Annotated in this window: 19 protein-coding genes; 14 read left to right on the top strand and 5 right to left on the bottom strand. The window is 64.4% G+C overall.

The window, feature by feature from the left end; genetic code table 11:
* From ybeY to gloA, 10 genes are all read left to right on the top strand, one after another.
* The coding region (ybeY, locus tag A9762_RS05515; protein WP_069341021.1) for an rRNA maturation RNase YbeY at positions 1–411 on the top strand (411 nt) is incomplete at its 5' end.
* A gap of 52 nt (positions 412–463) precedes the next feature.
* The gene (locus tag A9762_RS05510; RefSeq protein WP_083253661.1) at positions 464–1,159 is read left to right on the top strand and encodes a gamma-glutamylcyclotransferase; all 696 of its coding nucleotides are present in this window, start codon (positions 464–466) and stop codon (positions 1,157–1,159) included.
* 172 nt (positions 1,160–1,331) lie between these two features.
* On the top strand, positions 1,332–2,207 hold the full coding sequence (locus tag A9762_RS05505; protein ID WP_069341020.1) for an HlyC/CorC family transporter: 876 nt from the start codon (positions 1,332–1,334) through the stop codon (positions 2,205–2,207).
* 17 nt (positions 2,208–2,224) lie between these two features.
* The gene (gene lnt, locus A9762_RS05500) at positions 2,225–3,781 is read left to right on the top strand and encodes an apolipoprotein N-acyltransferase (RefSeq protein WP_083253660.1); all 1,557 of its coding nucleotides are present in this window, start codon (positions 2,225–2,227) and stop codon (positions 3,779–3,781) included.
* A gap of 216 nt (positions 3,782–3,997) precedes the next feature.
* Positions 3,998–4,936 (top strand): glycine--tRNA ligase subunit alpha, encoded by a 939-nt coding sequence (gene glyQ / locus A9762_RS05495; protein WP_069341019.1) that lies wholly within the window; start codon positions 3,998–4,000, stop codon positions 4,934–4,936.
* Positions 4,933–7,053, top strand: a complete 2,121-nt coding sequence (glyS, locus tag A9762_RS05490; RefSeq protein WP_069341018.1) for a glycine--tRNA ligase subunit beta — start codon at positions 4,933–4,935, stop codon at positions 7,051–7,053. Before glyQ ends, glyS begins: the two co-directional genes overlap by 4 nt.
* A 27-nt stretch (positions 7,054–7,080) precedes the next feature.
* Positions 7,081–7,665, top strand: coding sequence for a D-glycero-beta-D-manno-heptose 1,7-bisphosphate 7-phosphatase (gmhB, locus tag A9762_RS05485; RefSeq protein WP_069341017.1), 585 nt, complete (start codon positions 7,081–7,083; stop codon positions 7,663–7,665).
* Positions 7,666–7,747: 82 nt separating this feature from the next.
* Entirely contained in the window at positions 7,748–8,542 is a 795-nt protein-coding gene (locus A9762_RS05480) for a 1-acyl-sn-glycerol-3-phosphate acyltransferase (RefSeq protein ID WP_069341016.1), read from the top strand.
* A gap of 114 nt (positions 8,543–8,656) precedes the next feature.
* Positions 8,657–9,559 (top strand): M48 family metallopeptidase, encoded by a 903-nt coding sequence (locus A9762_RS05475; protein WP_069341015.1) that lies wholly within the window; start codon positions 8,657–8,659, stop codon positions 9,557–9,559.
* A 132-nt stretch (positions 9,560–9,691) separates the two neighbouring features.
* Complete coding sequence (gene gloA, locus A9762_RS05470) at positions 9,692–10,093, top strand: lactoylglutathione lyase (protein WP_069341014.1); 402 nt, start codon at positions 9,692–9,694, stop codon at positions 10,091–10,093.
* A gap of 170 nt (positions 10,094–10,263) precedes the next feature.
* Here the strand turns inward: gloA and A9762_RS29320 are convergent, their stop codons facing one another.
* On the bottom strand, positions 10,264–10,710 hold the full coding sequence (locus tag A9762_RS29320) for a rubredoxin (protein WP_083253659.1): 447 nt from the start codon (positions 10,708–10,710) through the stop codon (positions 10,264–10,266).
* 293 nt (positions 10,711–11,003) lie between these two features.
* On the opposite strand from A9762_RS29320, the gene A9762_RS05460 reads away from it, so the two are divergent.
* On the top strand, positions 11,004–11,894 hold the full coding sequence (locus A9762_RS05460) for a DMT family transporter (RefSeq protein ID WP_069341013.1): 891 nt from the start codon (positions 11,004–11,006) through the stop codon (positions 11,892–11,894).
* Here A9762_RS05460 and rsmA read toward each other — a convergent pair.
* Genes rsmA through A9762_RS05440 form a run of 4 tightly spaced genes read right to left on the bottom strand, consistent with a single transcriptional unit; the run spans position 11,869 to position 17,669 of the window.
* Positions 11,869–12,702 (bottom strand): 16S rRNA (adenine(1518)-N(6)/adenine(1519)-N(6))-dimethyltransferase RsmA, encoded by an 834-nt coding sequence (gene rsmA / locus A9762_RS05455; protein WP_069341012.1) that lies wholly within the window; start codon positions 12,700–12,702, stop codon positions 11,869–11,871. The two genes, A9762_RS05460 and rsmA, sit on opposite strands and share 26 nt — an antisense overlap.
* A 10-nt stretch (positions 12,703–12,712) precedes the next feature.
* Entirely contained in the window at positions 12,713–13,816 is a 1,104-nt protein-coding gene (gene pdxA / locus A9762_RS05450; protein WP_069341011.1) for a 4-hydroxythreonine-4-phosphate dehydrogenase PdxA, read from the bottom strand.
* 42 nt (positions 13,817–13,858) lie between these two features.
* Positions 13,859–15,235, bottom strand: a complete 1,377-nt coding sequence (locus tag A9762_RS05445; protein WP_083253658.1) for a peptidylprolyl isomerase — start codon at positions 15,233–15,235, stop codon at positions 13,859–13,861.
* On the bottom strand, positions 15,228–17,669 hold the full coding sequence (locus A9762_RS05440; protein WP_170836185.1) for an LPS-assembly protein LptD: 2,442 nt from the start codon (positions 17,667–17,669) through the stop codon (positions 15,228–15,230). The genes A9762_RS05445 and A9762_RS05440 overlap by 8 nt, the downstream gene beginning before the upstream one ends.
* Positions 17,670–17,754: 85 nt before the next feature.
* On the opposite strand from A9762_RS05440, the gene A9762_RS05435 reads away from it, so the two are divergent.
* The 3 genes from A9762_RS05435 to A9762_RS05425 all read left to right on the top strand — a co-directional run bounded on the left by A9762_RS05435 (position 17,755) and on the right by A9762_RS05425 (position 20,987).
* Positions 17,755–18,840 (top strand): aminoglycoside phosphotransferase family protein, encoded by a 1,086-nt coding sequence (locus A9762_RS05435; RefSeq protein WP_083253656.1) that lies wholly within the window; start codon positions 17,755–17,757, stop codon positions 18,838–18,840.
* A gap of 10 nt (positions 18,841–18,850) precedes the next feature.
* On the top strand, positions 18,851–19,591 hold the full coding sequence (gene murU / locus A9762_RS05430) for an N-acetylmuramate alpha-1-phosphate uridylyltransferase MurU (protein WP_069341009.1): 741 nt from the start codon (positions 18,851–18,853) through the stop codon (positions 19,589–19,591).
* Between the two features lie 64 nt (positions 19,592–19,655).
* Positions 19,656–20,987 (top strand): aminopeptidase P N-terminal domain-containing protein, encoded by a 1,332-nt coding sequence (locus A9762_RS05425; RefSeq protein WP_083253655.1) that lies wholly within the window; start codon positions 19,656–19,658, stop codon positions 20,985–20,987.
* Positions 20,988–21,029 lie beyond the last annotated feature (42 nt).

The raw sequence follows: 21,029 nt of genomic DNA, 5'->3' as shown, positions 1-21,029 counted from the left end.
ACCGCCGTGCGCCGCTGGGTGCAGGCCGCGCTGCTCGCCGACGCCGAACTGACGCTGCGCTTCGTCGACGCCGACGAAGGTCAGACACTCAATCGCGGCTATCGCGGCAAGGACTACGCGACCAATGTGCTGACGTTCGCCTACGCGCAGGACGAAAGCGATCCGGTCACGGGCGACATCGTGCTGTGTTGCCCGGTGGTCGAGCGCGAGGCAAACGAGCAAGGCATCTCGCTCGAAGCGCATTACGCGCACCTGATCGTGCATGGCGTACTGCACGCGCAAGGCTACGATCACGAGGAAGACGACGAAGCGCAGGAGATGGAAAGCCTGGAGACGGAGATTCTCGCCGGTCTCGGTTACGCCGATCCGTATGCATCGGAGAAGTCGGCGGCAAAAGCCCGTCGCACCTGACCGAGCCCCTGCCCACAGCCCGCTAAGCCCCTTGAGCCCCCCAATACGCCCTATGGACCGCATTCCCGACCGACCGGACGCCCCTGACGCCAGCGACAGCGCGCAGACCAGCACGTCGAGCGGCCCGGGATGCACGCGTTATCCGCCGGACCTCGGCGCCTCCCGTCATCTGACGCAGGAGGAAATGAGCCAGTCGCTCGACGCCGCACTCGTCGACTGGGACGGCCGCGAGGATCTGTGGATCTTCGCGTACGGCTCACTCATCTGGAATCCCGGCATGCCCGTCGAAGAAAGCCATCACGCACGCGTGCATGGCTATCACCGGGGGCTGTATCTGTGGTCGCGCGTCAATCGCGGCACGCCAGAGCAACCGGGGCTGGTGCTGGCGCTGGACCGGGGCGGCTCGTGCGCCGGCGTAGCCATGCGGCTGGCCGCGCGTCATGCGCGCACCGAACTCGAAACGCTCTGGTATCGCGAAATGGCCATGGGCTCGTACCGTCCGATGTGGCTGAATTGCCAACTGGCGGACGGCCGCGCCAAGCCGGGGCTGGCCTTCGTCATGCGGCGCGAAGCCGTGAGCTACGCCGGACGCCTGTCCGACGACATCGTCCGGCAGGTCTTCGATCAGGCGCAGGGACGCTACGGCACCACGCACGATTACGTTGCCCGGACCGTCAAGGCGCTGCGCGAAGCGGGCATGCCCGACCCCGCGCTCGAGGCATTGCTGCACCGCTGCGGTGCAAAATAAGCCCCCGGATTGTCGCGAGCGGGCGACGGAAACGTCCTGAAATATGCGCAACGGCGCAGCACGCCCGAGCGACGCCATACCACGCACCTCCTGACGCGGAGATGCCGCACATCTGGTGTATCCTTGAGCTTCCTGTAACAGCTCGGCGTCCGCCCAACTTGGACGCGCCGTCATGAACGACCCTTATCCCAGTCGACCCGGTCGAAAAAACACCGAAAAACCTCGCTCTCTGCTCGAACGCCTCACCGATCTGATTTCCCCGGAGCCGGAGTCGCGCGCAGAGTTGCTCGAAATTCTGCAAGACGCCCACGCCCGCAACCTGATGGACGCCGATTCTCTGGCGATGATCGAGGGCGTATTCCAGGTGGCCGATCTGTGCGCCCGCGACATCATGGTGCCGCGCGCGCAGATGGACGCCATCAACATCGAACAGACCCCCGAAGAATTCATGCCGTTCGTACTGGAACAGGCGCACTCGCGCTATCCGGTCTATGAAGGCAATCGCGACAACATCATCGGCATTCTGCTCGCCAAGGATCTGTTGCGTTACTACGCGAATCACGATTTCGACGTGCGCGACATGCTGCGCCCGGCCGTGTTCATTCCGGAGTCGAAGCGTCTGAACGTGCTGCTGCACGACTTCCGCGTCAATCGCAATCACATCGCCATCGTCGTGGACGAATACGGCGGCGTGGCCGGTCTCATCACGATCGAAGACGTGCTCGAACAGATCGTCGGCGACATCGAGGACGAGTACGACTTCGATGAAGAAGAAGACAACATCATCGCCGCGCCCGACGGGACATATCGCATTCGCGCGCTCACGGAAATCGAGCAGTTCAACGAAGCGTTCGGCACCCAGTTCCACGATGACGAGAACGACACGATCGGCGGTATGATCACGCACCAGTTCGGCCGCGTGCCGCGCCGGGGTGAGCGTATGCGCATCGGCAATCTCGTGTTCGAAGTGCTGCGCGCCGACGGCCGTCAGGTTCACATGCTGCTGTTGCGGCGCGTGGAACCGGCACCGGCCATCGAAGCCGAGTAACTCCAATTCATCGATCCATGCAGGAAATGACCGTCCACGCGCCCGAGCGGCGCTCGTGGCCGGCCTGGCGTGCCCGAGTGCTCGCCGGTCTGGCCGGTATCGCGCAAACCCTGGCCTTCGCCCCGCGCGATCTCTGGTGGCTGCAACTGCTCGCGATGGCAGGTCTGTTTGCGCTCGTCGAGCGCAGCGCCTCGCGACGTCATGCGCTCTGGCTGGGCGGCAGTTTCGGGCTCACGTCGTTCGTCTCCGGCATCTGGTGGCTCTACATCAGCATGCACACTTACGGCGGTATGCCCGGCGTCATGGCCGGCGCCGCCGTCGTGCTGTTCTCGATCTACCTCGCGATCTATCCCGCGCTCGCCGCGTTCGTCACGCGCTCGGTCACGGCGAGCGGCGCGTGGCGCGTGTTCGCATTCGCCGGCGCCTGGACGCTCGCCGAATGGCTGCGCGGCACCGTCTTCACCGGTTTTCCCTGGCTCTCACCCGGTTACGCGCATGTCGACGGCCCGCTCGCAGGCTTCGCGCCGCTGCTCGGCGTGTACGGAATCTCCGGCCTTGCGGCGCTCGCCGCAGCGTGGCTCGCCCGCGCACTGGTCCCCGTTATGGCGACGACACGCGCGATGCGACGCCTCGTGGCGGTCGTGGGCGTACTCGCATTGATGGGCGTGGGCGCGGGACTGGCGCGTCACGCATGGACGACGCCGTCGGGCAAACCGCTCTCGGTACGTCTGCTGCAAGGCAATGTGCCGCAAGACATGAAATTCGAGCGCGCGGGCATCGATCACGCGATGGCGATGTACCGCGACATGATCGTGGCCGCGCCGGCCGACCTCATCATCACGCCGGAGACCGCGTTTCCGGTGCTGCTGCAAGGCATTCCGCCCGAGGTCGCCACGCCGATTCGCGAATTCGTGGACCGTACCGGCTCGCATGTGGTGCTGGGCGCGGTCGGCGCCACGATCACCGATCGCGGCCCGACCGATCTCACCAACAGCCTGTTCGGCGTGACGCCGCGCGACCAGACACTTTATCGCTACGACAAGCACCACCTCGTGCCCTTCGGCGAATTCGTGCCGTGGGGTTTTCGCTGGTTCGTCGACATGATGCACATCCCGCTGGGTGACTTCCTGCGTGGCACGGCAACGCCTGGCGGCTTCCCGATCCGGGATCAGCGCGTGGCGCTCAACATCTGCTACGAGGACTTGTTCGGCGAGGAAATCGCGCAGGCGCTGCGCAACATGCCGGAACCGGCCACGGTGCTGGCGAACTCGACCAATCTGGCGTGGTTCGGCGACACCATCGCGCTCGACCAGCATTTGCAGATCGCCCGGATGCGCACGCTGGAGACGGGGCGTCCGATGCTGCGGGCGACGAACACGGGCGCTACCGCCATCATCGACGCGCACGGCAAGGTGCAGGGACGTCTGCCCGCCATGACCGTGGGTGCGCTCACCGGCAACGTACAACCGTACAGCGGCCTCACCCCGTACGTGCGCTTCGGCAACGTGCCCGCACTGGTGCTCGCCCTCGTCGCACTCGGCCTCGGTCTGGCCATGACGCGCCGCGCGCGCTGAGCGGCGATCCGGGCATCGGCGCGCCAGCGCCACCCATTGAAACGACATCGGGGGATGTGAAAATCTCCCCGTCGTAACATCCCGGGGCCATCAGCGCCCCGCGCGGGTCGAATTCCCGCTAAAATTCAACGTTTTAGTCTTTCGGCCGCGCTCGCGGCCGGGCCGGAAGACTGCGCAAAATCCGCATATTTTCCTGTTCGTCCGCGCGAATTCATCATGCTTACCTTTCAACAAGTCATCCTGACGTTGCAGGATTACTGGGACAAGCAAGGCTGTGCGTTGCTCCAGCCTTACGACATGGAGGTCGGCGCCGGTACCTCGCACACTGCCACGTTCCTGCGCGCGATCGGCCCGGAGCCGTGGCGTGCCGCCTATGTGCAGCCGTCGCGCCGTCCCAAGGATGGCCGTTACGGTGAGAATCCGAACCGCATGCAGCACTACTACCAGTATCAGGTGGTGCTCAAGCCGGCCCCGGAAAACATCCTCGACCTGTACCTGGGCTCGCTGCGCGCGCTCGGCCTCGACCTGACCGAAAACGACGTGCGCTTCGTCGAAGACGACTGGGAAAATCCCACGCTCGGCGCCTGGGGTCTGGGCTGGGAAGTCTGGCTCAACGGCATGGAAGTCACGCAGTTCACCTACTTCCAGCAAGTCGGCGGCCTCGACTGCAAGCCGGTGCTCGGCGAGATCACGTACGGCATCGAGCGTCTGGCCATGTATCTGCAACAGGTCGAGAACGTCTACGACCTCGTGTGGACGGAATGGGAAGAGCAAACGGTCGACGGCCCGGTCAAGCGCCGCCTGACGTATGGCGACGTGTTCCATCAGAACGAAGTCGAGCAGTCGACGTATAACTTCGAGCACTCGAACCAGCCGATGCTCTTCAGCTTCTTCGACAACTACGAGAGCGAAGCGAAGCGTCTGATCGAAGCCGAACTGGCGCTGCCCGCCTACGAGATGATTCTCAAGGCCGCACACACCTTCAACCTGCTCGACGCGCGCGGCGCCATTTCGGTGACCGAGCGTGCGGCGTACATCGGCCGTATCCGCGCGCTGTCGCGTCTGATCGCACAGGCCTACTACGCTTCGCGCGAAAAGCTCGGCTTCCCGATGCTGAACGCCCCCGCCGCAAAAACTCAAACGCAAGCCGCATGATGAGCACCGCACAACGCACCCTGCTGGTCGAACTGCTGACCGAAGAACTGCCGCCGAAGGCACTGGCGCGTCTCGGTGACGCGTTTGCCGACGGTATCGCCAACGGCCTGCGCTCGCGCGGCCTCGTGACCGAAGCGAGCGTGATCACGCCGTTCGCCACGCCGCGCCGTCTGGCCGTGTCGATCACGAACGTGCTCGATCGTGCCCCGGACGCCACCATTCGCGCCAAGGTCCTGCCGGTGTCCGTCGCGCTCGACGCCAACGGCAACCCCACGCCGCCGCTCGCGAAGAAACTCGCCGCAATGGGCTTCGCCGACCTGCCGGTCGCAAGCCTGGAGCGCGCCATGGATGGCAAGGCCGAAGCCTTCTTCCACACCTACACCGCCGCCGGCGCCCAACTGGCCGACGCGCTGCAAGCCTCGCTCGACGAAACGCTCGGCAAGCTGCCGATTCCGAAGGTGATGAGCTATCAGCGTCCCGATGGCGAGACGGTGCAGTTCGTGCGCCCGGTGCATGGTCTGATCGCCCTGCTCGGCGACACGATCGTGCCGGCGACGGCCATCGGCCTCGCCTCCGGCAACAAGACGCAAGGCCACCGCTTCCTGTCGAAGGGTGAGGTCACGGTGGCGAACGCCGACGCCTACGCCGCCACGCTGGAAACCGAAGGCAAGATCGTCGCCAGCTTCGCCGGCCGTCGCGACGCGATTCGCGAGCGTCTGCTCGCCGCCGCCGGCAGCGATCACGTGGTGATGCCCGATTCGCTGCTCGACGAAGTGACCGCCCTCGTCGAATGGCCCGCAATCTACGCCTGCCATTTCGAGAAGGAATTCCTGGCCGTGCCGCAGGAATGTCTGATTCTCACGATGCAGACGAACCAGAAATACTTCGCGCTCACCGACAAGCCGCTCGCCGACGGCGGCCGTCTGACGAACCGCTTCCTGATCGTCTCCAACATCGAGACGAGCCAGCCCGAGCAAATCGTGACGGGTAACGAGCGCGTGGTGCGCCCGCGTCTGGCCGATGCGAAGTTCTTCTTCGAGCAGGACAAGAAGAAGCCGCTCGCCGATCGTGTGCCGCTGCTCGCGAACGTCGTCTATCACAACAAGCTGGGCTCGCAGTTCGAGCGCACGCAGCGTCTGGTGAAGCTCGCCGGCGCGATCGCGCACATGATCGGCGCCGACGCGAACGGCGTGAAGCTCGCCGAGCGCGGCGCGCTGCTCGCCAAGGCCGACCTGCTGACCGACATGGTCGGCGAGTTCCCGGAACTGCAAGGCACGATGGGCACGTACTACGCGCGTCACGACGGCGAAGACGCCGACGTCGCGCTCGCCTGCTCGGAACACTATCAGCCGCGCTTCGCCGGCGACGCCCTGCCCGCCAGCCAGACCGGCACCGTCGTGGCGCTGGCCGACAAGCTCGAAACGCTCGTGGGCATCTGGGGCATCGGCCTGCAACCGACGGGTGAGAAAGACCCGTTCGCACTGCGTCGTCATGCGCTCGGTATCGTGCGCATGCTCATCGAGAAGCGTCTGCCGGCCATGCTGCCGGAACTGCTGCACGTCACGTACAAGCAATTCACGACGGGTGTGGCCGATTCCGCGTATCTGAGCGACGTCTACCAGTTCGTGCTCGACCGTCTGCGCGGCTATCTGCGTGAGCAAGGCTACGCCGCGAACGAGATCGAAGCCGTGCTGGCCGATCAGCCGAAGTATCTGGGCGATCTGATCGAGCGTCTGGACGCCGTGCGTGCCTTCTCGGCGCTGCCGCAAGCCGAAGCGCTCGCCGCGGCGAACAAGCGTATCGGCAACATCCTGAAGAAGACGGCCCCGCCCGCAGACGGCACGATCTCGCCGGACCTGCTGCTGGAGCCGGCCGAGAAGGCCCTGGCGGCTGCGCTTGAAAAGGTGACGCCGGCCGTGGAGCAGAAGTTCGAGGCACGCGAGTACGCGCAAGCGCTCTCGGCGCTGGCAGAACTGCGCGATGCGGTCGACGCCTTCTTCAACGACGTGATGGTGATGGCCGACGAGGAGGCACTGCGCAACAACCGCCTCGCGTTGCTCAAGAACCTGCACTTCCAGATGAACCGCGTGGCTGATCTCTCGAAGCTCGCCGCGTGATGTTCCAACGAGTCAACTGAGCTACTCATGGATTCGCGCAAAGATCGCACCCCCGGCCCCGCCGCCCGCAAACTCGTGATTCTCGACCGGGACGGCGTCATCAACGTCGACTCGGATCAATTCATCAAGTCGACGGATGAGTGGGTGCCGCTGCCCGGCAGTCTCGAGGCCATCGGCCGGCTCAATCAGGCCGGCTACCGCGTGGTCGTGGCGACGAACCAGTCGGGGGTGGGGCGCGGTCTTTTCGACATGGCGACGCTCGGTGCCATGCACGCGAAGATGTCGAAGCTGGCGGCTGCCGCCGGCGGACGCATCGACGCCGTGTTCTTCTGTCCGCATACCTCGGTCGACGCCTGCGATTGCCGCAAGCCGAAGCCCGGCCTGTTCCAGGAAATTGCGCGTCGCTACGAAGTCGATCTGACCGGCGTGCCGGCCGTGGGCGACTCGTTGCGCGATCTTCAGGCCGCCGCCGCCGTGGGCGCACAACCGCATCTGGTCCTCACCGGCAAAGGCAAGAAGACACTCGCCGCAGGCAATCTGCCCGACGGCACGCGCGTGCACGATAGTCTCGCGGCTTTCGTCAACGATCTGCTCGCCGACGAAGACGCCTGAGCGCGCCAGCGAGCCCATCAAGACAAACGCCACGCCAACCGCAACGACGAACGCCGCGACGCCCGACTCAGACCCGACACCCATGCAGCAACTTCGCTCGATTCTCTTCTTCATCTTCCAGATCGTCTGGACGATTCCGTATGCCATCGCGTGCATCGTGTCGTTCCCGTTCCTGACGCGCCATCAGCGCTACTGGTTCGCGGTGGGCTGGTGCAAGGTGGTCACGCGTGTGGGCGACAAGCTCTGCGGCATGCGGTACCGCGTGATCGGCTGGGAGAACCTGCCGACGACGCCGGTGATCCTGCTCTCGAAGCATCAGTCCGCCTGGGAGACGGTGGCGCTGCCGGCCCTGATGCCGCGTCCGCTGTGCTTCGTCTTCAAACGTGAACTGCTTTACGTGCCCTTCTTCGGCTGGGCGCTGGGTCTGCTGAGCATGATCCACATCGATCGACGCAAGGGCACCGATGCGTTCGCCTCGGTCGTCAAGCAAGGGCGTGATCGACTGGCCGAAGGGAACTGGATCATCATGTTCCCGGAAGGCACGCGCACGAAGACCGGTTCGCGCAACAAGTACAAGTCGGGCGGTGCGCGTCTGGCGACGGCGACCGGCACGCCGGTCGTGCCCATCGCGCACAATGCCGGACGTGTCTGGCCGCGCAACTCGTTCTTGAAGTTTCCCGGCGAAGTGATCATCTCCATCGGACCGGTCATCGAGACGGCAGGCCGCACCGCCGAAGCCGTCAATGCCGACGTCGCCGAGTGGATCGAACGCGAGATGATACGGATCGACCCGGCGGCCTATACGTCGAAACCGAGGGCTGGCGCTTCCGACGCAGGAGACGCTTCAGAGGCCTCCGACGTGAAGCCCCGGACCTGACTGCGCAATACGCGAGACCGTCTCATGTCGAAAGCCCAACCTGCCACTCGCGACCCTCGCCAGACCGGCAACGCACGCGACAGCCGCAACCGGCATGAGACCCCGGCACCCCAGATGGAACTCGACTTGTTCGGTAGCCCCGCCGCCGAAGCCAACGGCGTCGCCACGGATGCCCCTGCGGCGTCTGCCCCGCCGGTCACCCCGGTAAGCACGAACGCTGCCGCGACGACCACGGCCGCCGCCGACACGAATCTCACGACTTCGCCAGGCAGTGGTCCGCGACGCGCACCGGCCCCGGGCGAGCGCGTCATCATGCTCGACGGCCACGCCCTCTACTACCGGTTCAAGCGCTCCTCACGCCGCACTATCGGCTTCATGATCGACGAATCGGGACTGGCCGTGACGGCGCCGCGCTGGGTCACGATCGCCGATGTCGAAGCCGCTGTCGTCGAGAAGAAGCGCTGGATCTTCAGCAAGATCGCCGAGTTTCGCGAACGCGCGGCGCGACGGGTGATTCCCCGCGTGACGTGGGTCGACGGCGCGACGCTGCCGTACCTCGGCCATACGCTGACCGTGCGTCTGGGCGGACGCGCCGGTGCCGCGCAATACGACATCCATACCCACACGCTGTGGCTCGATCTGCCGCCGCAGGCCGCGCCCGAGCAGATGCGCGACCGCGTGCAAGGCTGGCTGCAACAGGAAGCCCGCAAGCTCTTCACCACGCGGCTGGAGGTCTACGGCGAGCGTCTTGGCGTGCGCTACACGGCGCTGGGGCTGTCGTCTGCGACCACGCGCTGGGGCAGTTGCAGCGCCGACGGACGCATTCGCCTGAACTGGCGTCTGATCCACTTCCCGCTCGGGGTGATCGATTACGTCGTGGCACACGAACTGGCGCACTTGAAGGAGATGAACCACGGCCCCCGCTTCTGGCAGGCCGTGGCGTCGATCTTCCCGGAATTCGAGGCGGCGCGCGACACGCTCAAATCACACGCGCCCGAGTGGCTGCCGGAATTCTGAGCGGGCGACGGCACGCAAATATCGCAATCTCTCGCTTTTCAAATTAAAAATCGCTCAACGCAACATGAATGATGTTCATTTTCATGGCGACGGGTACAATTGAGTTTTCGTTGTCCCCACACTGAAAACACCATGCGAATACTCCATACCATGCTGCGCGTCGGCGACCTGCAGCGCTCGATCGATTTCTACACGCGCGTGCTCGGCATGCAACTGCTGCGTCAGAGCGAGAACCCTGAGTACAAGTACACGCTGGCGTTCGTCGGCTACGGTTCCGAGTCGGAGAACACCGTGCTCGAACTGACGTACAACTGGGGCGTGGAAAAGTACGAAATCGGCACCGCGTTCGGCCATCTGGCCATCGAAGTCGAAGACGCTTACCTCGCCTGCGATACGATTCGCGCTGCCGGCGGCAAGATCTCGCGTGAAGCCGGTCCGGTCAAGGGCGGCACCACGGTCATCGCCTTCGTCGAAGATCCGGACGGCTACAAGATCGAACTGATCCAGAAGCACTCGAGCAAGGGCGCTCTGTAAGACAGCCCCGGTCGGCCAGCCGACTGGGACACGTCCCACTGTCGAGCCGATAGACTTGCCGCACCGGCGGCGTCGAGTGTTGCCGATGCCGCCGACGTGAAAACGGCCGCCCTGCCCGGGCGGCCGTGTCGTTTGCAACGTCGGTGATCGCGCGTATCCTGCGCGACGCCTCAGAACTCTACCATCGCGAAATCGTCTTTCCCCACGTCGCACAGCGGGCAACGCCAGTCTTGCGGCACATCCTCCCAGCGCGTGCCCGGTGCAATGCCGTCTTCAGGGTAGCCCGTCGCCTCGTCGTAAATCCATCCGCATATCACGCAGACCCATTGACGCGACGCGAGCGCCGGCGGCGTCTCGATGTCATCAGACCGCGTTGCGGCAGCGTCCGCGCGTGTCACCTCTGCGACTGGCGACACCTGGGGATCGAGCAGCGAGAACGTCAGCGGCGCATCGGTTCCCGAGGCGTCATCGACGGCGTGCGCCAGATGCCTTTGCAGTGCATCGCGCAATGCCTGCGCTTCTTCCCGGGTGAGGTCGATCCAGAACGGATCGCCAGCGCCGTCGTTGAGTCGTGACGGAGAAAACTGCAATTCGACGGCTGAGCCTTTCTTGTACATACGCTTCAATGCTGATCTGATGCTGAATCGCTGAATACAGCGGGTGATGAGAGACGAAATCGAGGGGAAAACATCGCCTCGCGGAGGATTGTAGCGACGCGTTCGGTGCGAATAAACCGGAGATTCGGGGAGACATTGTGCCGATTGGCACAACAATACCCCAGCAAAAACCGAACGACGGACGAGATTACCCGCACTGACAGCACCAGAATCATGCGTGCCATATCAGGATCGGTGACAATGGTCGGCACTGCGCGCCGCACGCGCGATACATCGTCATCCGAACCAATTCCATGAAAACCACGCCGCGTCCGGTCGACGCCACCGCACTCGCGATCATGCTGGGCCTGTGCATGATCTGGGGCGGCCAGCAGGTCGCCGTCAAACTCGCCGTACCGGTCGTGCCGGCCGTCTTGCAGGCGGGCCTGCGCTCCGTCATTGCCACGCTGCTCGTTGGCGGATGGATGGTGTGGCGGCGTCAGCGCCTGATCACCGGCGACGGCACCCTGCCCGCCGGCATCCTCGCCGGCGTGCTGTTCTCGCTCGAATTCCTCTGCATCTTCGTCGGGCTCACCCACACCACCGCCTCGCGCATGGCGGTCTTCCTGTACTCGGCGCCGTGCTTTACCGCCATCGGGCTGCACTGGACCGTGCCGAGCGAGCGGCTGCGACCGGCGCAATGGCTGGGCATGGCCATCGCGTTCTGCGGCATCGTGGTCGCGTTCTCGGACGGCAGCAGCGCGGATATCGCGAAGACCTGGCCCGGGGATCTGCTGGCGATCCTCGCGGGCATTTTCTGGGGGATGACGACGGTAGTGGTACGGGCGTCGCGGCTGGCAACGGCCGCGCCGTCGAAGACACTGCTGTATCAGCTCGCGGTCTCGGCCGTGCTGCTGTGCCTGCTGGCGCTGGCGACCGGGAATGTCGCCATCGGACCGATGACGACCACCACGTGGATCAGTCTCGTCTATCAGTCCATTGGCGTGGCGTTTGCGAGCTATCTGATCTGGTTCTGGCTGCTCACGCGTTACAGCGCCGCCCGCCTCGCGTCGTTCTCGTTCCTGAGCCCGCTCTTCGGCGTGACGTTCGGCGTGCTGATTCTCGGCGAGTCGGTCGGCTGGCGCTTCGGCGGCGCCGTCGTGCTCGTCTTCGTCGGGATCAGCCTTGTGAACCGGCGCCGCTGATGGCGCGTGCGAGATTCACGTACTCGTCGACCGGCACATCTTCGGCGCGACGCGTGAGGTCGAAACCGAGCGCGTCGAAATCCACGCGATCCCGGTAGCTGTGCAGCGTGTTACGCAGCATCTTGCGACGCTGCGAAAACGCCTGTGCAACGACCGCTTCGAACACGTCCAGATCGACCTGCGGCAAATCGGCCACCGCACGCGGAATCATCCGCACCACGGCCGAATCGACCTTCGGCGGCGGATTGAACGCGTCGGGCGGCACATCCAGCACCTTGTCCATCCAGTAGCGATACTGAAGCATGACCGACAGACGGCTGTAGTTGCTCGAGCCCGCCGGCGCTACCATGCGTTCGACCACTTCGTCCTGCAACATGAAATGCTGATCGCGCACGAGCGTGGCGTAGCGCATGAGATGGAACAACAGCGGGCTGGAGATGTTGTACGGCAAGTTGCCGACGATGCGCAGCGGCGCTTCGTCACGACGATCGGCCGGGACGAGCGAGCCGAAGTCGAAGTCGAGCGCGTCGCCCGCATGAACGCTCACGCGCTCACCGAACTTGCGCGTGAGGCGCGTGACCAGATCGCGGTCGAGCTCGACCACATGCAGATGCGCGAGCCATTCGGTCAGCGGCGTCGTCAGCGCGCCGAGACCCGGTCCGATTTCGACCATCAGGTCGTCGGTGCGCGGCGAGATCGCGCTCACGATCGCGTTGATCACGCCCATGTCGACGAGAAAGTTCTGACCAAAACGTTTGCGCGCCACGTGGCCCTGTTGGACGCCCGTGCGCTTCGATGCGCTACTCATGTGAAATTCCTTATGACCGCGGTGGGACGGCGTGCGGGTCGCCGCTCGCACCGGCAGTCAGTTGTGCGTGTGTTGCGGCATTGGCCGCCATCGTCGCGGCGGTGCGCAATGCTTCCAGAAGGCTGCCGCTTTCGGCCTGCCCCGTGCCTGCGAGATCGAGCGCGGTGCCATGATCGACCGACGTGCGGATGATCGGCAAGCCCAGCGTGATATTGACGCCGGCGCCAAAGCTGGCGTACTTGAGTACCGGCAAGCCCTGATCGTGGTACATGGCGAGCACGGCGTCGGCACCTTCGAGATGACGCGGCTGAAACAGCGTATCGGCCGGATACGGGCCACGCGCGTCGATGCCGACGGCATGCGCATCGTCCAGCGCCGGGCTGATGACGTCGATCTCCTCGCGCCCGAGATAGCCCGACTCCCCCGCATGCGGGTTGAGGCCGGTCACGAGAATGCGCGGACGTGTCACGCCGAAATGGCGCATCAGGTCCTGATTGAGGATGACGAGCGTTTGCAGCAGTTCGTCGCGACGGATCGCACCGGGCACCTGCGCCAGCGGCAGGTGCGTGGTGGCCAGCGCGACGCGCAGCCCGCCCCCGGCGAGCATCATCACCACGCGCGGCGTGCCCGTACGCTCGGCGAGATACTCGGTGTGTCCGGTGAAGGCAACGCCGCAATCGTTGATCGTGCTCTTTTGCAGCGGCGCCGTGACCACGGCATCGTAGGCACCGGCCATGGCACCGTCGATGGCGTCGTCGAGCAACGCCAGCACATAGCGGCCGTTGGCGGCGTCGAGTTGCCCCGGCGTGACCGGCACCGCAAGCGGGTGATGCACGACGCGCACACGGCCATCGGCGAGCAAGGTCTGCCAGGCGTCGCCCAGCCCCACGGCCTGCGCCCGCGCGGCGAGCAACGAGGCATCGCCGAGCACGGCAAACCGGCATCGGGCGAGCAAAGCGTCAGACGGGGAGGAAACCGGCGAGGAAGCCGGGAAAGCGGCGGAAGCCTCCGGGACGGCAAGGCACTTCACGAGCGCCTGCACCGTCAACTCCGGCCCGACGCCCGCCGGTTCACCCGTGGTGATGGCGAGAACGAAGGACCGGTCCGAAGTCATGCCTGAAAAGAGAATGGAGTCGAGGAACGTCTCACGCGGCGCTTACTGCTGCGCGCTGCTCAGACGGTAGTCGACGTAAGCGCTGTCGCGCAGTTGTTGCAACCAGTCGCGGTATTGCTGCTCAGCCTTGCGTCCACGCAGTTCCTGCATGGCAAGGTTGCGCTCCTGATCGCCGGAGACTTGCGACTCGCGATGGCCCAGCACCTGAATCAGGTGGTAACCATACTCCGAGCGCACCGGATCACTGATCTGACCGTCCTTGAGTTCCGACATGGCACGCTCGAATGCAGGCACCGTCTCACCCGGCGAAATCCAGCCGAGATCGCCGCCTTGCGACGCCGAGCCGTCCTTCGAGTTCTCGCGCGCTGCCACGGCAAAGTCGAGTTGCCCCGCTTCGATCTTCGCCTTCAGATCGAGCAGCTTCTTGCGTGCTGCCTCTTCCGAAACGCCGTCGCCCACCGGAATCAGGATGTGACGGGCATGGATCTGCGGCACGGTCATGCCCTGATCGCCACCCTGCTTGCGGGTTTCGACCAGCTTGATGACGTGAAAACCGTTGTTGCTGCGAAGCACCTGCGGCACGACCGTGCCCGCTTGCAGCTTCTGAACCTGATTCAGGTACAGATCGGGAATACGTTCGGGAATGCGGAAGCCCATGTCGCCGCCGTTCGCAGCATCGGAGGCATCCGAGTACTGCTTGGCGAGTGCGGCGAAGTCACCACCGGCCTTCGCCTTGTCGAGCGCTTCGGCCGCCTTTTTCTGGGCTGCATTGACCTGATCGGGCGTTGCGCCGTCCGGCAGCTTCACCAGAATCTCGCTCAGGCGGTATTCCGTTTCCGTCGGTGTGGCGGTCGCGCCGCGCTGTGCGGCGAGATACGAATTGATTTCCGAGTCGCTCACCTGCACCTGACTGTCGACCTCGCGATCGCGCAGACGCGCCATGGTGATCTGCTCGCGCACTTCCTTGCGGAAGGCGTCCCACGGCACGCCGGCCTGCGACAGACGCGCCTTGTACTGATCGACGCTCAGGCGGTTGTCGGCGGCGATACGCTGCAATGCCTGCTCGACGTCGGCGTCTTTCACGACGATACCGTCTTCCTTGGCACGCTGGAGCTGTACCTGCGTGACGATCATCTGTTCGAGCACCTGACGTTGCAGCAAGTCGGCATCCGGGATCGGGCGCTTGGCGAGCGTCAGTTGGTGCTTGGCTTCCTCGATACGCGTGTCGAGTTCCTTGCGGGTGATCACGCTGTCGTTGACCACGGCGACGATGGAATCGACCGCACGTGCAGACGACGCGGGCGCGCCTGCCGTTCTGGCGCTGACCGGCGCCGGCTGAGCCATCGCCACCCCGGCGGCAAGGCACAAGCCCGACAGACCCGCTAACAGCGAGGCACGCTTCACAAACATGTCATTCATAGTTGCTGAATCGAGAAGGAATCTGGTTCGTCGGCGGCGGTTGATAGCCCGGCACCCCGACCTTGAAGGCTTCTGTGGCGCTGTTGCCGGACTTGGTCAAGCCCTTCAACTCCAACTGCGCGAAGATGCGCGAGGTCGTCGTCGTAGCGTTGGTCGCGTAGCGCTGGAGCCCCACCCGGAAGGCCCAGCAGTCGGCATCATACTCGAAACCCGCCAGGGCATCGATGAACGTCTTGTCCGTGATGCTGTAGTTCAGGCGGCCAACGATGCCGAATCGCGGTGTGATCGGCCACTGACCGGAAAGTTCGATCTGATTGATCGGCGTGACAGTCAATGCGGTTTGTCCCACGACCGGCGGCGGATTGCGCAGATAGCGGTAGTACAGATTGAACACCTTGCGCTCGCCCGGACGCCACGTGATGCCGGCATCCGACCGATTGAACTGCGATGTGCTCGGGCTGTATTGCACCGCCGTGCTGAAGGTGAGGTTGCGATACAGCAGTGCCGAGCCACCGACCAGAAAGTCGGATACGCCAGCGTCTTCCGGCACCCCACCCGGCATCGTCACGCGCGACTGCTGAATGTTGTAACGCTGTGCGTACCAGATACGCCCACGTTCCACACCGGTTTCCGCGTCGATCAGGCGCGACGTGAGCGCTGCCGTGACACGGTTCGCGTCCTGAATGCGGTCGACGCCGATGAATGAGTTCTCGCTGAAGATTTCCGCGAGGTTGAAGTCGGCCGTGGCGCTGTCGAAAATCGGAATCGAACTTTGATTGCGATACGGCGTATAGACATAGAACAGACGAGGCTCCAGCGTCTGCTTCATACCGATGCCGAAAAGCGTCAGCGGACGCTCGAACGTCATTCCCGTATCGACGCTGAACGTCGGCAACGTCCGCGTGATCGAAGACTGCATCATCGATCCGTTCGGATAGTCGACGTTGTACGACGCCGCGTTAAATATGACCTTCGGAACGACGAAGTACCCGGGCGTCAGAATCGGATAACTCAGCGTCGGTTGCGCATAGATCCGCTCGCCATTCGGTTGCCCCGTCCAGGAGGCGATCTGGAAACGGTTGTACCGGATCGGCATCGTGAAATCGAAGCCGTGTAAATCCAGCTTGTTATACGTCGCGGACAGTTCCGGCACCGATTCGTACTGGGGCGTACTGGGCGCGAGCGTCTGGTATTTCAGCACGCGCGCGAGGAACGACCAGTCGCCGTAATTCCACGTCAGGCCGGCTTCCCGGTTGTACACGCGCTGCACGCCGGTCTGGAAGTTCGTGCCCGAGCCGAAATCGTCCGGATAGGTGTCGTCCGAGACCTTGGTGAAGTTGACGTAAGCATTCACGCCATAGCCGAGCGACTGGCTATGCTGCCAGGTGAAGGTGTAGCGGGCATCGCCCGTAATACGGTCCTTCGGCAGATATTCGATGTGGAACAACCCGGCGTAGGTTGGCTCCAGATAACGGAAGTCGCCATTGAGCATCACGCCGCGCTTGGTCATGAAGCGGGGCGTGATCGTCAAATCGCGATTCGGCGCGATATTGAAGTAATACGGTGTCGCCAGCTCGAAGCCTGTCCGGCTGGACTGCGAGAACGTTGGCGCCAGCAGGCCCGAGCGGCGCTCGTTGGACGTCGGGAACGAGAAATACGGGCTGGCGAGAATCGGCACGCCCTGGAAGAACAGGATGCCGTTGTACGCCGTGCCTTCCTGCTGCTCCTGGTCGAACTCGAATTCCGACGCCTTGATGTACCACGCAGGGGTCTTGCCGTCTTCCGCACAGGTGGCGCAGCCGGAATACGTTCCGCGCTGCATCGTGACAACGTTGTTCGCCTCGATATCCGCACGCTCCGACTTCCCGCCGCCGCCGGAGACGAGCCGGTAGGTCGGGGTGAGCATGTAGCCGTCCCCAGCGCCGGTATACATGTGCGCTTCGGGGCCGGTGAACAGATTGCCGCCCTGCGACAGACGGGCGTTGCCGTGAGCCACGACCTCGTCCGTATCCTGATCGTAGGTCAGGCGGTCGCCCTTCACGAACGAACGGTACTTGCGCGCCTCCGCGTCGTCATCAACCGTCGCATCGACATTGGTCCGACCGGAGAGATGCATGCCCCGCACGTACATCGGCACATCGTTGCCGTCTCCAAGCGGGTTGTCGACGAGCGCCGGCACCGTTCTCAGCATGAGACCGTCGCTCTTGACAATATCGGGAGGGGGAGCTTCCTGCGCACCGGCGAGCGAACACCACACGCCCGGGAGGGAGAGCAGGAGCGCCAGTGGCTTGCGTCGCGTGCGCATCATGCGCCGCAGCGACGAGACTTCATTCGTATGGACTTGTTTATCCGGCATGTACGCAAACAGCGTGACAATCGAGGCGCCGCTTGCGGGCAGCCAATCCCGCCTGTCCAGACGGCTTTGCCGGGACATTCGGGACGGTCGATCGAGGTCGAGAAACAGGGCGTCTGGAAAACATGATCGGGTATTATATGGCAAGACGTTTACCGCCCCCATCATGACAGCACACCCCACCGCATCCGCGAGTGTTTCCAACGCTTCCAGCGCCCTCGCCGACACCACCGATCCCCGCCTGCAAGCCCTTCACCACTGGCTCTCCAGCGTGTCCGGCGCGTTCTCGCTCGACATGACGAACTGGGCCCCGGCTTCGGCAGACGCGAGCTTCCGGCGCTACTTCCGCATCGGCAGCCACGATCCGGCGCATCCGAGCCTGATCGTGATGGACGCGCCGCCGCCGCAGGAAGATTGCCGTCCGTTCGTGCACATCGCCGGTTTGCTGGCCGAAGCGGGCCTGCAAGCCCCGAAGGTACTGGCCGAGGATCTTGCGCAGGGTTTCCTGCTACTCACGGATCTGGGACGCGAGACGTATCTCGACGTGCTGAACGAGGATAACGCCCGCCCGCTCATGCGCGCCGCGCTCGACGCACTGATCGTCTGGCAGAAAAGCTCGCGTCCGGAGGTGCTGCCGGCCTACGACACGGCGCTGCTCCAGCGCGAACTCGACCTGTTCCCGGACTGGTACGTCGGCAAGCATCTGAAGGTGGCGCTGAGCGACACGCAGCGCGCCACGCTCGATCGCATCAACCAGTTGCTCATCGAGAGCGCACTCGCGCAGCCCAAGGTGTTCGTGCATCGCGACTACATGCCGCGCAACCTGATGCCGGGTCTGCCGGGCACGACCGGTCCGGGCATTCTCGATTTTCAGGATGCCGTCTACGGCCCGCTCACTTACGACGTCATTTCGCTCATGCGCGACGCCTTCCTCAGTTGGGACGAGGAGCATCAGCTCGACTGGCTGGCGTATTACTGGGAGCGCGCACGCAAGGCCGGTCTGCCGGTCGACGCGGATTTCGGCGAGTTCTACCGTCAGGCCGAGTGGATGGGGCTGCAACGCCACCTCAAGGTGCTCGGCATCTTCGCGCGCATCAACTACCGCGACGGCAAGCCGCGCTATCTCGCCGATACGCCACGCTTTATCGATTACGCCCGCAAGGTCGCCGACCGCTACGCGCCGCTGCGTCCGCTCGCCAAGCTGCTCGACGAACTGACCGGCCAGCAGGTCGATGTCGGTTACACGTTCTGAGGTCTGCCGCATGAAGGCGATGATCTTCGCGGCGGGACGCGGCGAGCGCATGCGTCCGCTCACGGATACCACTCCCAAGCCCCTGCTGAGCGTCGGCGGCAAGCCGATCGTCGTCTGGCAGATCGAGGCGCTTGCCCGCGCGGGCTTCACCGACATCGTCATCAATCACGCCTGGCTGGGCGCGCAGATCGAAGCCACGCTCGGCGACGGCGGCGCCTTCGGCGTGCGTCTCGCGTATTCCGCCGAAGCCGAAGCGCTGGAGACGGCGGGCGGCATCGCGAACGCCAGAGCATTGCTCGAAGGCGACGGCAACGTGTTTCTCGCCGTATCGGGCGATATCTTCACCGCCTACGACTACGCCACGCTTCGCCCGCAAGCGGCACGTCTTGCTACGCAGACCGAGCCCGGCATGCATCTCGTGATGGTCCCGAATCCGCCGTTTCATCCGAAAGGCGACTTTGCGCTCGACGCGACGGGTCACCTCTCATTGCCCGACGATGCGCCTTCGAACGCCGTGCCGCTGACGTTCGGCAACATCGCGCTTTACGACCTGCGTCTGTTCGACGGCATTGCCCCCGGCACCCGCCTGGCGCTCACGCCGCTGTATCGCCGCGCGATTGCCGCAGGGCAGGCGAGCGGCGAGCGCTTCGACGGCGCTTGGGAAAACGTCGGCACACCGGCGCAGCTTGCCGCACTCGACGCCGAAGTCTGCGCCCGGCACGACCTCGTCCCCGGCAGTAGAATCGCCTGAACGGGTCGTGACGTCCCTGACCTCACGACCGAATTCGAACCAATTCCCCGAAATGGAGCCCGCGATGTCTGATTCTCCGTACCGTGCCCGCCGCGAGCGAGTCATCGAACAGATGCGCAAGGCCGGTGGCGGTGTCGCCGTTCTGCCCACGGCGCCGGAGGTGCCGCGCAACCGCGACAGCGACTACCCGTATCGTCACGACAGCTATTTCTATTACCTCTCAGGCTTTACGGAGCCCGAAGCGGTTGTCGTGCTCGACAGCCGCACCGGGCAGTCGATCTTGTTCTGCCGCGCGAAGAATGAAGAGCGCGAGATCTGGGACGGCTACCGCTACGGTCCGGAAGCCGCGCGTGAGACCTTCGGCTTCGATGCCGCGTACCCCATCGACGAGATCGACACGCGTCTGCCCCAACTGCTGGCCGACGCACCGGCCCTGTTCTATGCGCTGGGCGCTTCGGCGCAACAGGACCGCCAGGTGCGTCATTGGCTGAGCGCCGTGCGCGCCCAGAGCCGCACAGGGGTGTCGGCGCCATCGGTTGCCCGCGACGTCCGCACGATTCTCGACGAGATGCGTCTGGTCAAGGACAGCACCGAACTCGACATCATGGCGCGCGCCGGCAAGATTTCCGCCGATGCGCACGTGCGGGCGATGAAGGCGTCGCGCGTGGGACTGCGCGAATACCATCTCGAAGCGGAATTGCTGTACGAATTCCGCCGCCACGGCTCCCAGTTCCCCGCATACGGTTCGATCGTCGCAACGGGCGCTAACGCGACCGTGCTGCACTACCGCGCAGGCGACACGGAACTGCGCGATGGCGACCTCGTGCTCATCGATGCCGCATGCGAACTCGACGGCTACGCGTCGGACATTACACGCACGTTCCCCGCCAACGGCAAGTTCACGCCGGCACAGCGCGAGCTTTACGACATCGTGCTGGCATCGCAGCAGGCGGCCATCGACGCGACTCGTGCCGGCGTGCGTTTCGACGCGCCGCACGAAGCTGCCGTGCGCGTGCTCGCACAGGGCATGCTCGACACCGGCCTGCTCAAGCGCGACACCGTGGGCAGCCTCGACGACGTCATCGCCAACAAGTCCTACAGCCGCTTCTACATGCACCGCACCGGCCACTGGATCGGCATGGACGTGCACGACTGCGGCGAGTATCGCGAAGACGGCCCGGAGGGTGAGCGTCCGTGGCGCACGCTGGCCGCCAACATGGTGATGACCATCGAGCCGGGCATTTATGTGCGTCCCGGCCCGGACATCGACGAGCGTTACTGGAACATCGGCATCCGCATCGAAGACGACGCGGTCGTGACCGCCGGCGGTTGCACGCTGCTCACGCGCGACGTGCCCGTGGATGCCGACGAGATCGAAGCGCTCATGCGCGGCTGATGGGCCACGTGCAACGCGCAGGCGACCGTAGGGACGACCGAT

It is taken from the genome of Pandoraea sp. ISTKB (assembly GCF_001721285.1).
Lineage (GTDB): Bacteria > Pseudomonadota > Gammaproteobacteria > Burkholderiales > Burkholderiaceae > Pandoraea > Pandoraea capi.
Note: the sequence above shows the minus strand (reverse complement) of the source record. Positions and strands in the feature narration are given on the sequence as shown.

Bases quoted from the DNA above. Each gene is read 5' to 3' on its own strand.
- A9762_RS05510 (WP_083253661.1), top strand. From the start codon at position 464: ATGGACCGCATTCCCGACCGACCGGACGCCCCTGACGCCAGCGACAGC.
- rsmA (WP_069341012.1), bottom strand. From the start codon at position 12,702: ATGAGTAGCGCATCGAAGCGCACGGGCGTCCAACAGGGCCACGTGGCG.
- murU (WP_069341009.1), top strand. From the start codon at position 18,851: ATGAAGGCGATGATCTTCGCGGCGGGACGCGGCGAGCGCATGCGTCCG.
- glyS (WP_069341018.1), top strand. From the start codon at position 4,933: ATGATGAGCACCGCACAACGCACCCTGCTGGTCGAACTGCTGACCGAA.
- A9762_RS05505 (WP_069341020.1), top strand. From the start codon at position 1,332: ATGAACGACCCTTATCCCAGTCGACCCGGTCGAAAAAACACCGAAAAA.
- A9762_RS05475 (WP_069341015.1), top strand. From the start codon at position 8,657: ATGGAACTCGACTTGTTCGGTAGCCCCGCCGCCGAAGCCAACGGCGTC.
- A9762_RS05425 (WP_083253655.1), top strand. From the start codon at position 19,656: ATGTCTGATTCTCCGTACCGTGCCCGCCGCGAGCGAGTCATCGAACAG.
- A9762_RS05440 (WP_170836185.1), bottom strand. From the start codon at position 17,669: ATGTCCCGGCAAAGCCGTCTGGACAGGCGGGATTGGCTGCCCGCAAGC.
- A9762_RS05445 (WP_083253658.1), bottom strand. From the start codon at position 15,235: ATGAATGACATGTTTGTGAAGCGTGCCTCGCTGTTAGCGGGTCTGTCG.
- A9762_RS05460 (WP_069341013.1), top strand. From the start codon at position 11,004: ATGAAAACCACGCCGCGTCCGGTCGACGCCACCGCACTCGCGATCATG.
- gloA (WP_069341014.1), top strand. From the start codon at position 9,692: ATGCGAATACTCCATACCATGCTGCGCGTCGGCGACCTGCAGCGCTCG.
- A9762_RS29320 (WP_083253659.1), bottom strand. From the start codon at position 10,710: ATGTACAAGAAAGGCTCAGCCGTCGAATTGCAGTTTTCTCCGTCACGA.
- gmhB (WP_069341017.1), top strand. From the start codon at position 7,081: ATGGATTCGCGCAAAGATCGCACCCCCGGCCCCGCCGCCCGCAAACTC.
- lnt (WP_083253660.1), top strand. From the start codon at position 2,225: ATGCAGGAAATGACCGTCCACGCGCCCGAGCGGCGCTCGTGGCCGGCC.
- A9762_RS05435 (WP_083253656.1), top strand. From the start codon at position 17,755: ATGACAGCACACCCCACCGCATCCGCGAGTGTTTCCAACGCTTCCAGC.
- A9762_RS05480 (WP_069341016.1), top strand. From the start codon at position 7,748: ATGCAGCAACTTCGCTCGATTCTCTTCTTCATCTTCCAGATCGTCTGG.
- pdxA (WP_069341011.1), bottom strand. From the start codon at position 13,816: ATGACTTCGGACCGGTCCTTCGTTCTCGCCATCACCACGGGTGAACCG.
- glyQ (WP_069341019.1), top strand. From the start codon at position 3,998: ATGCTTACCTTTCAACAAGTCATCCTGACGTTGCAGGATTACTGGGAC.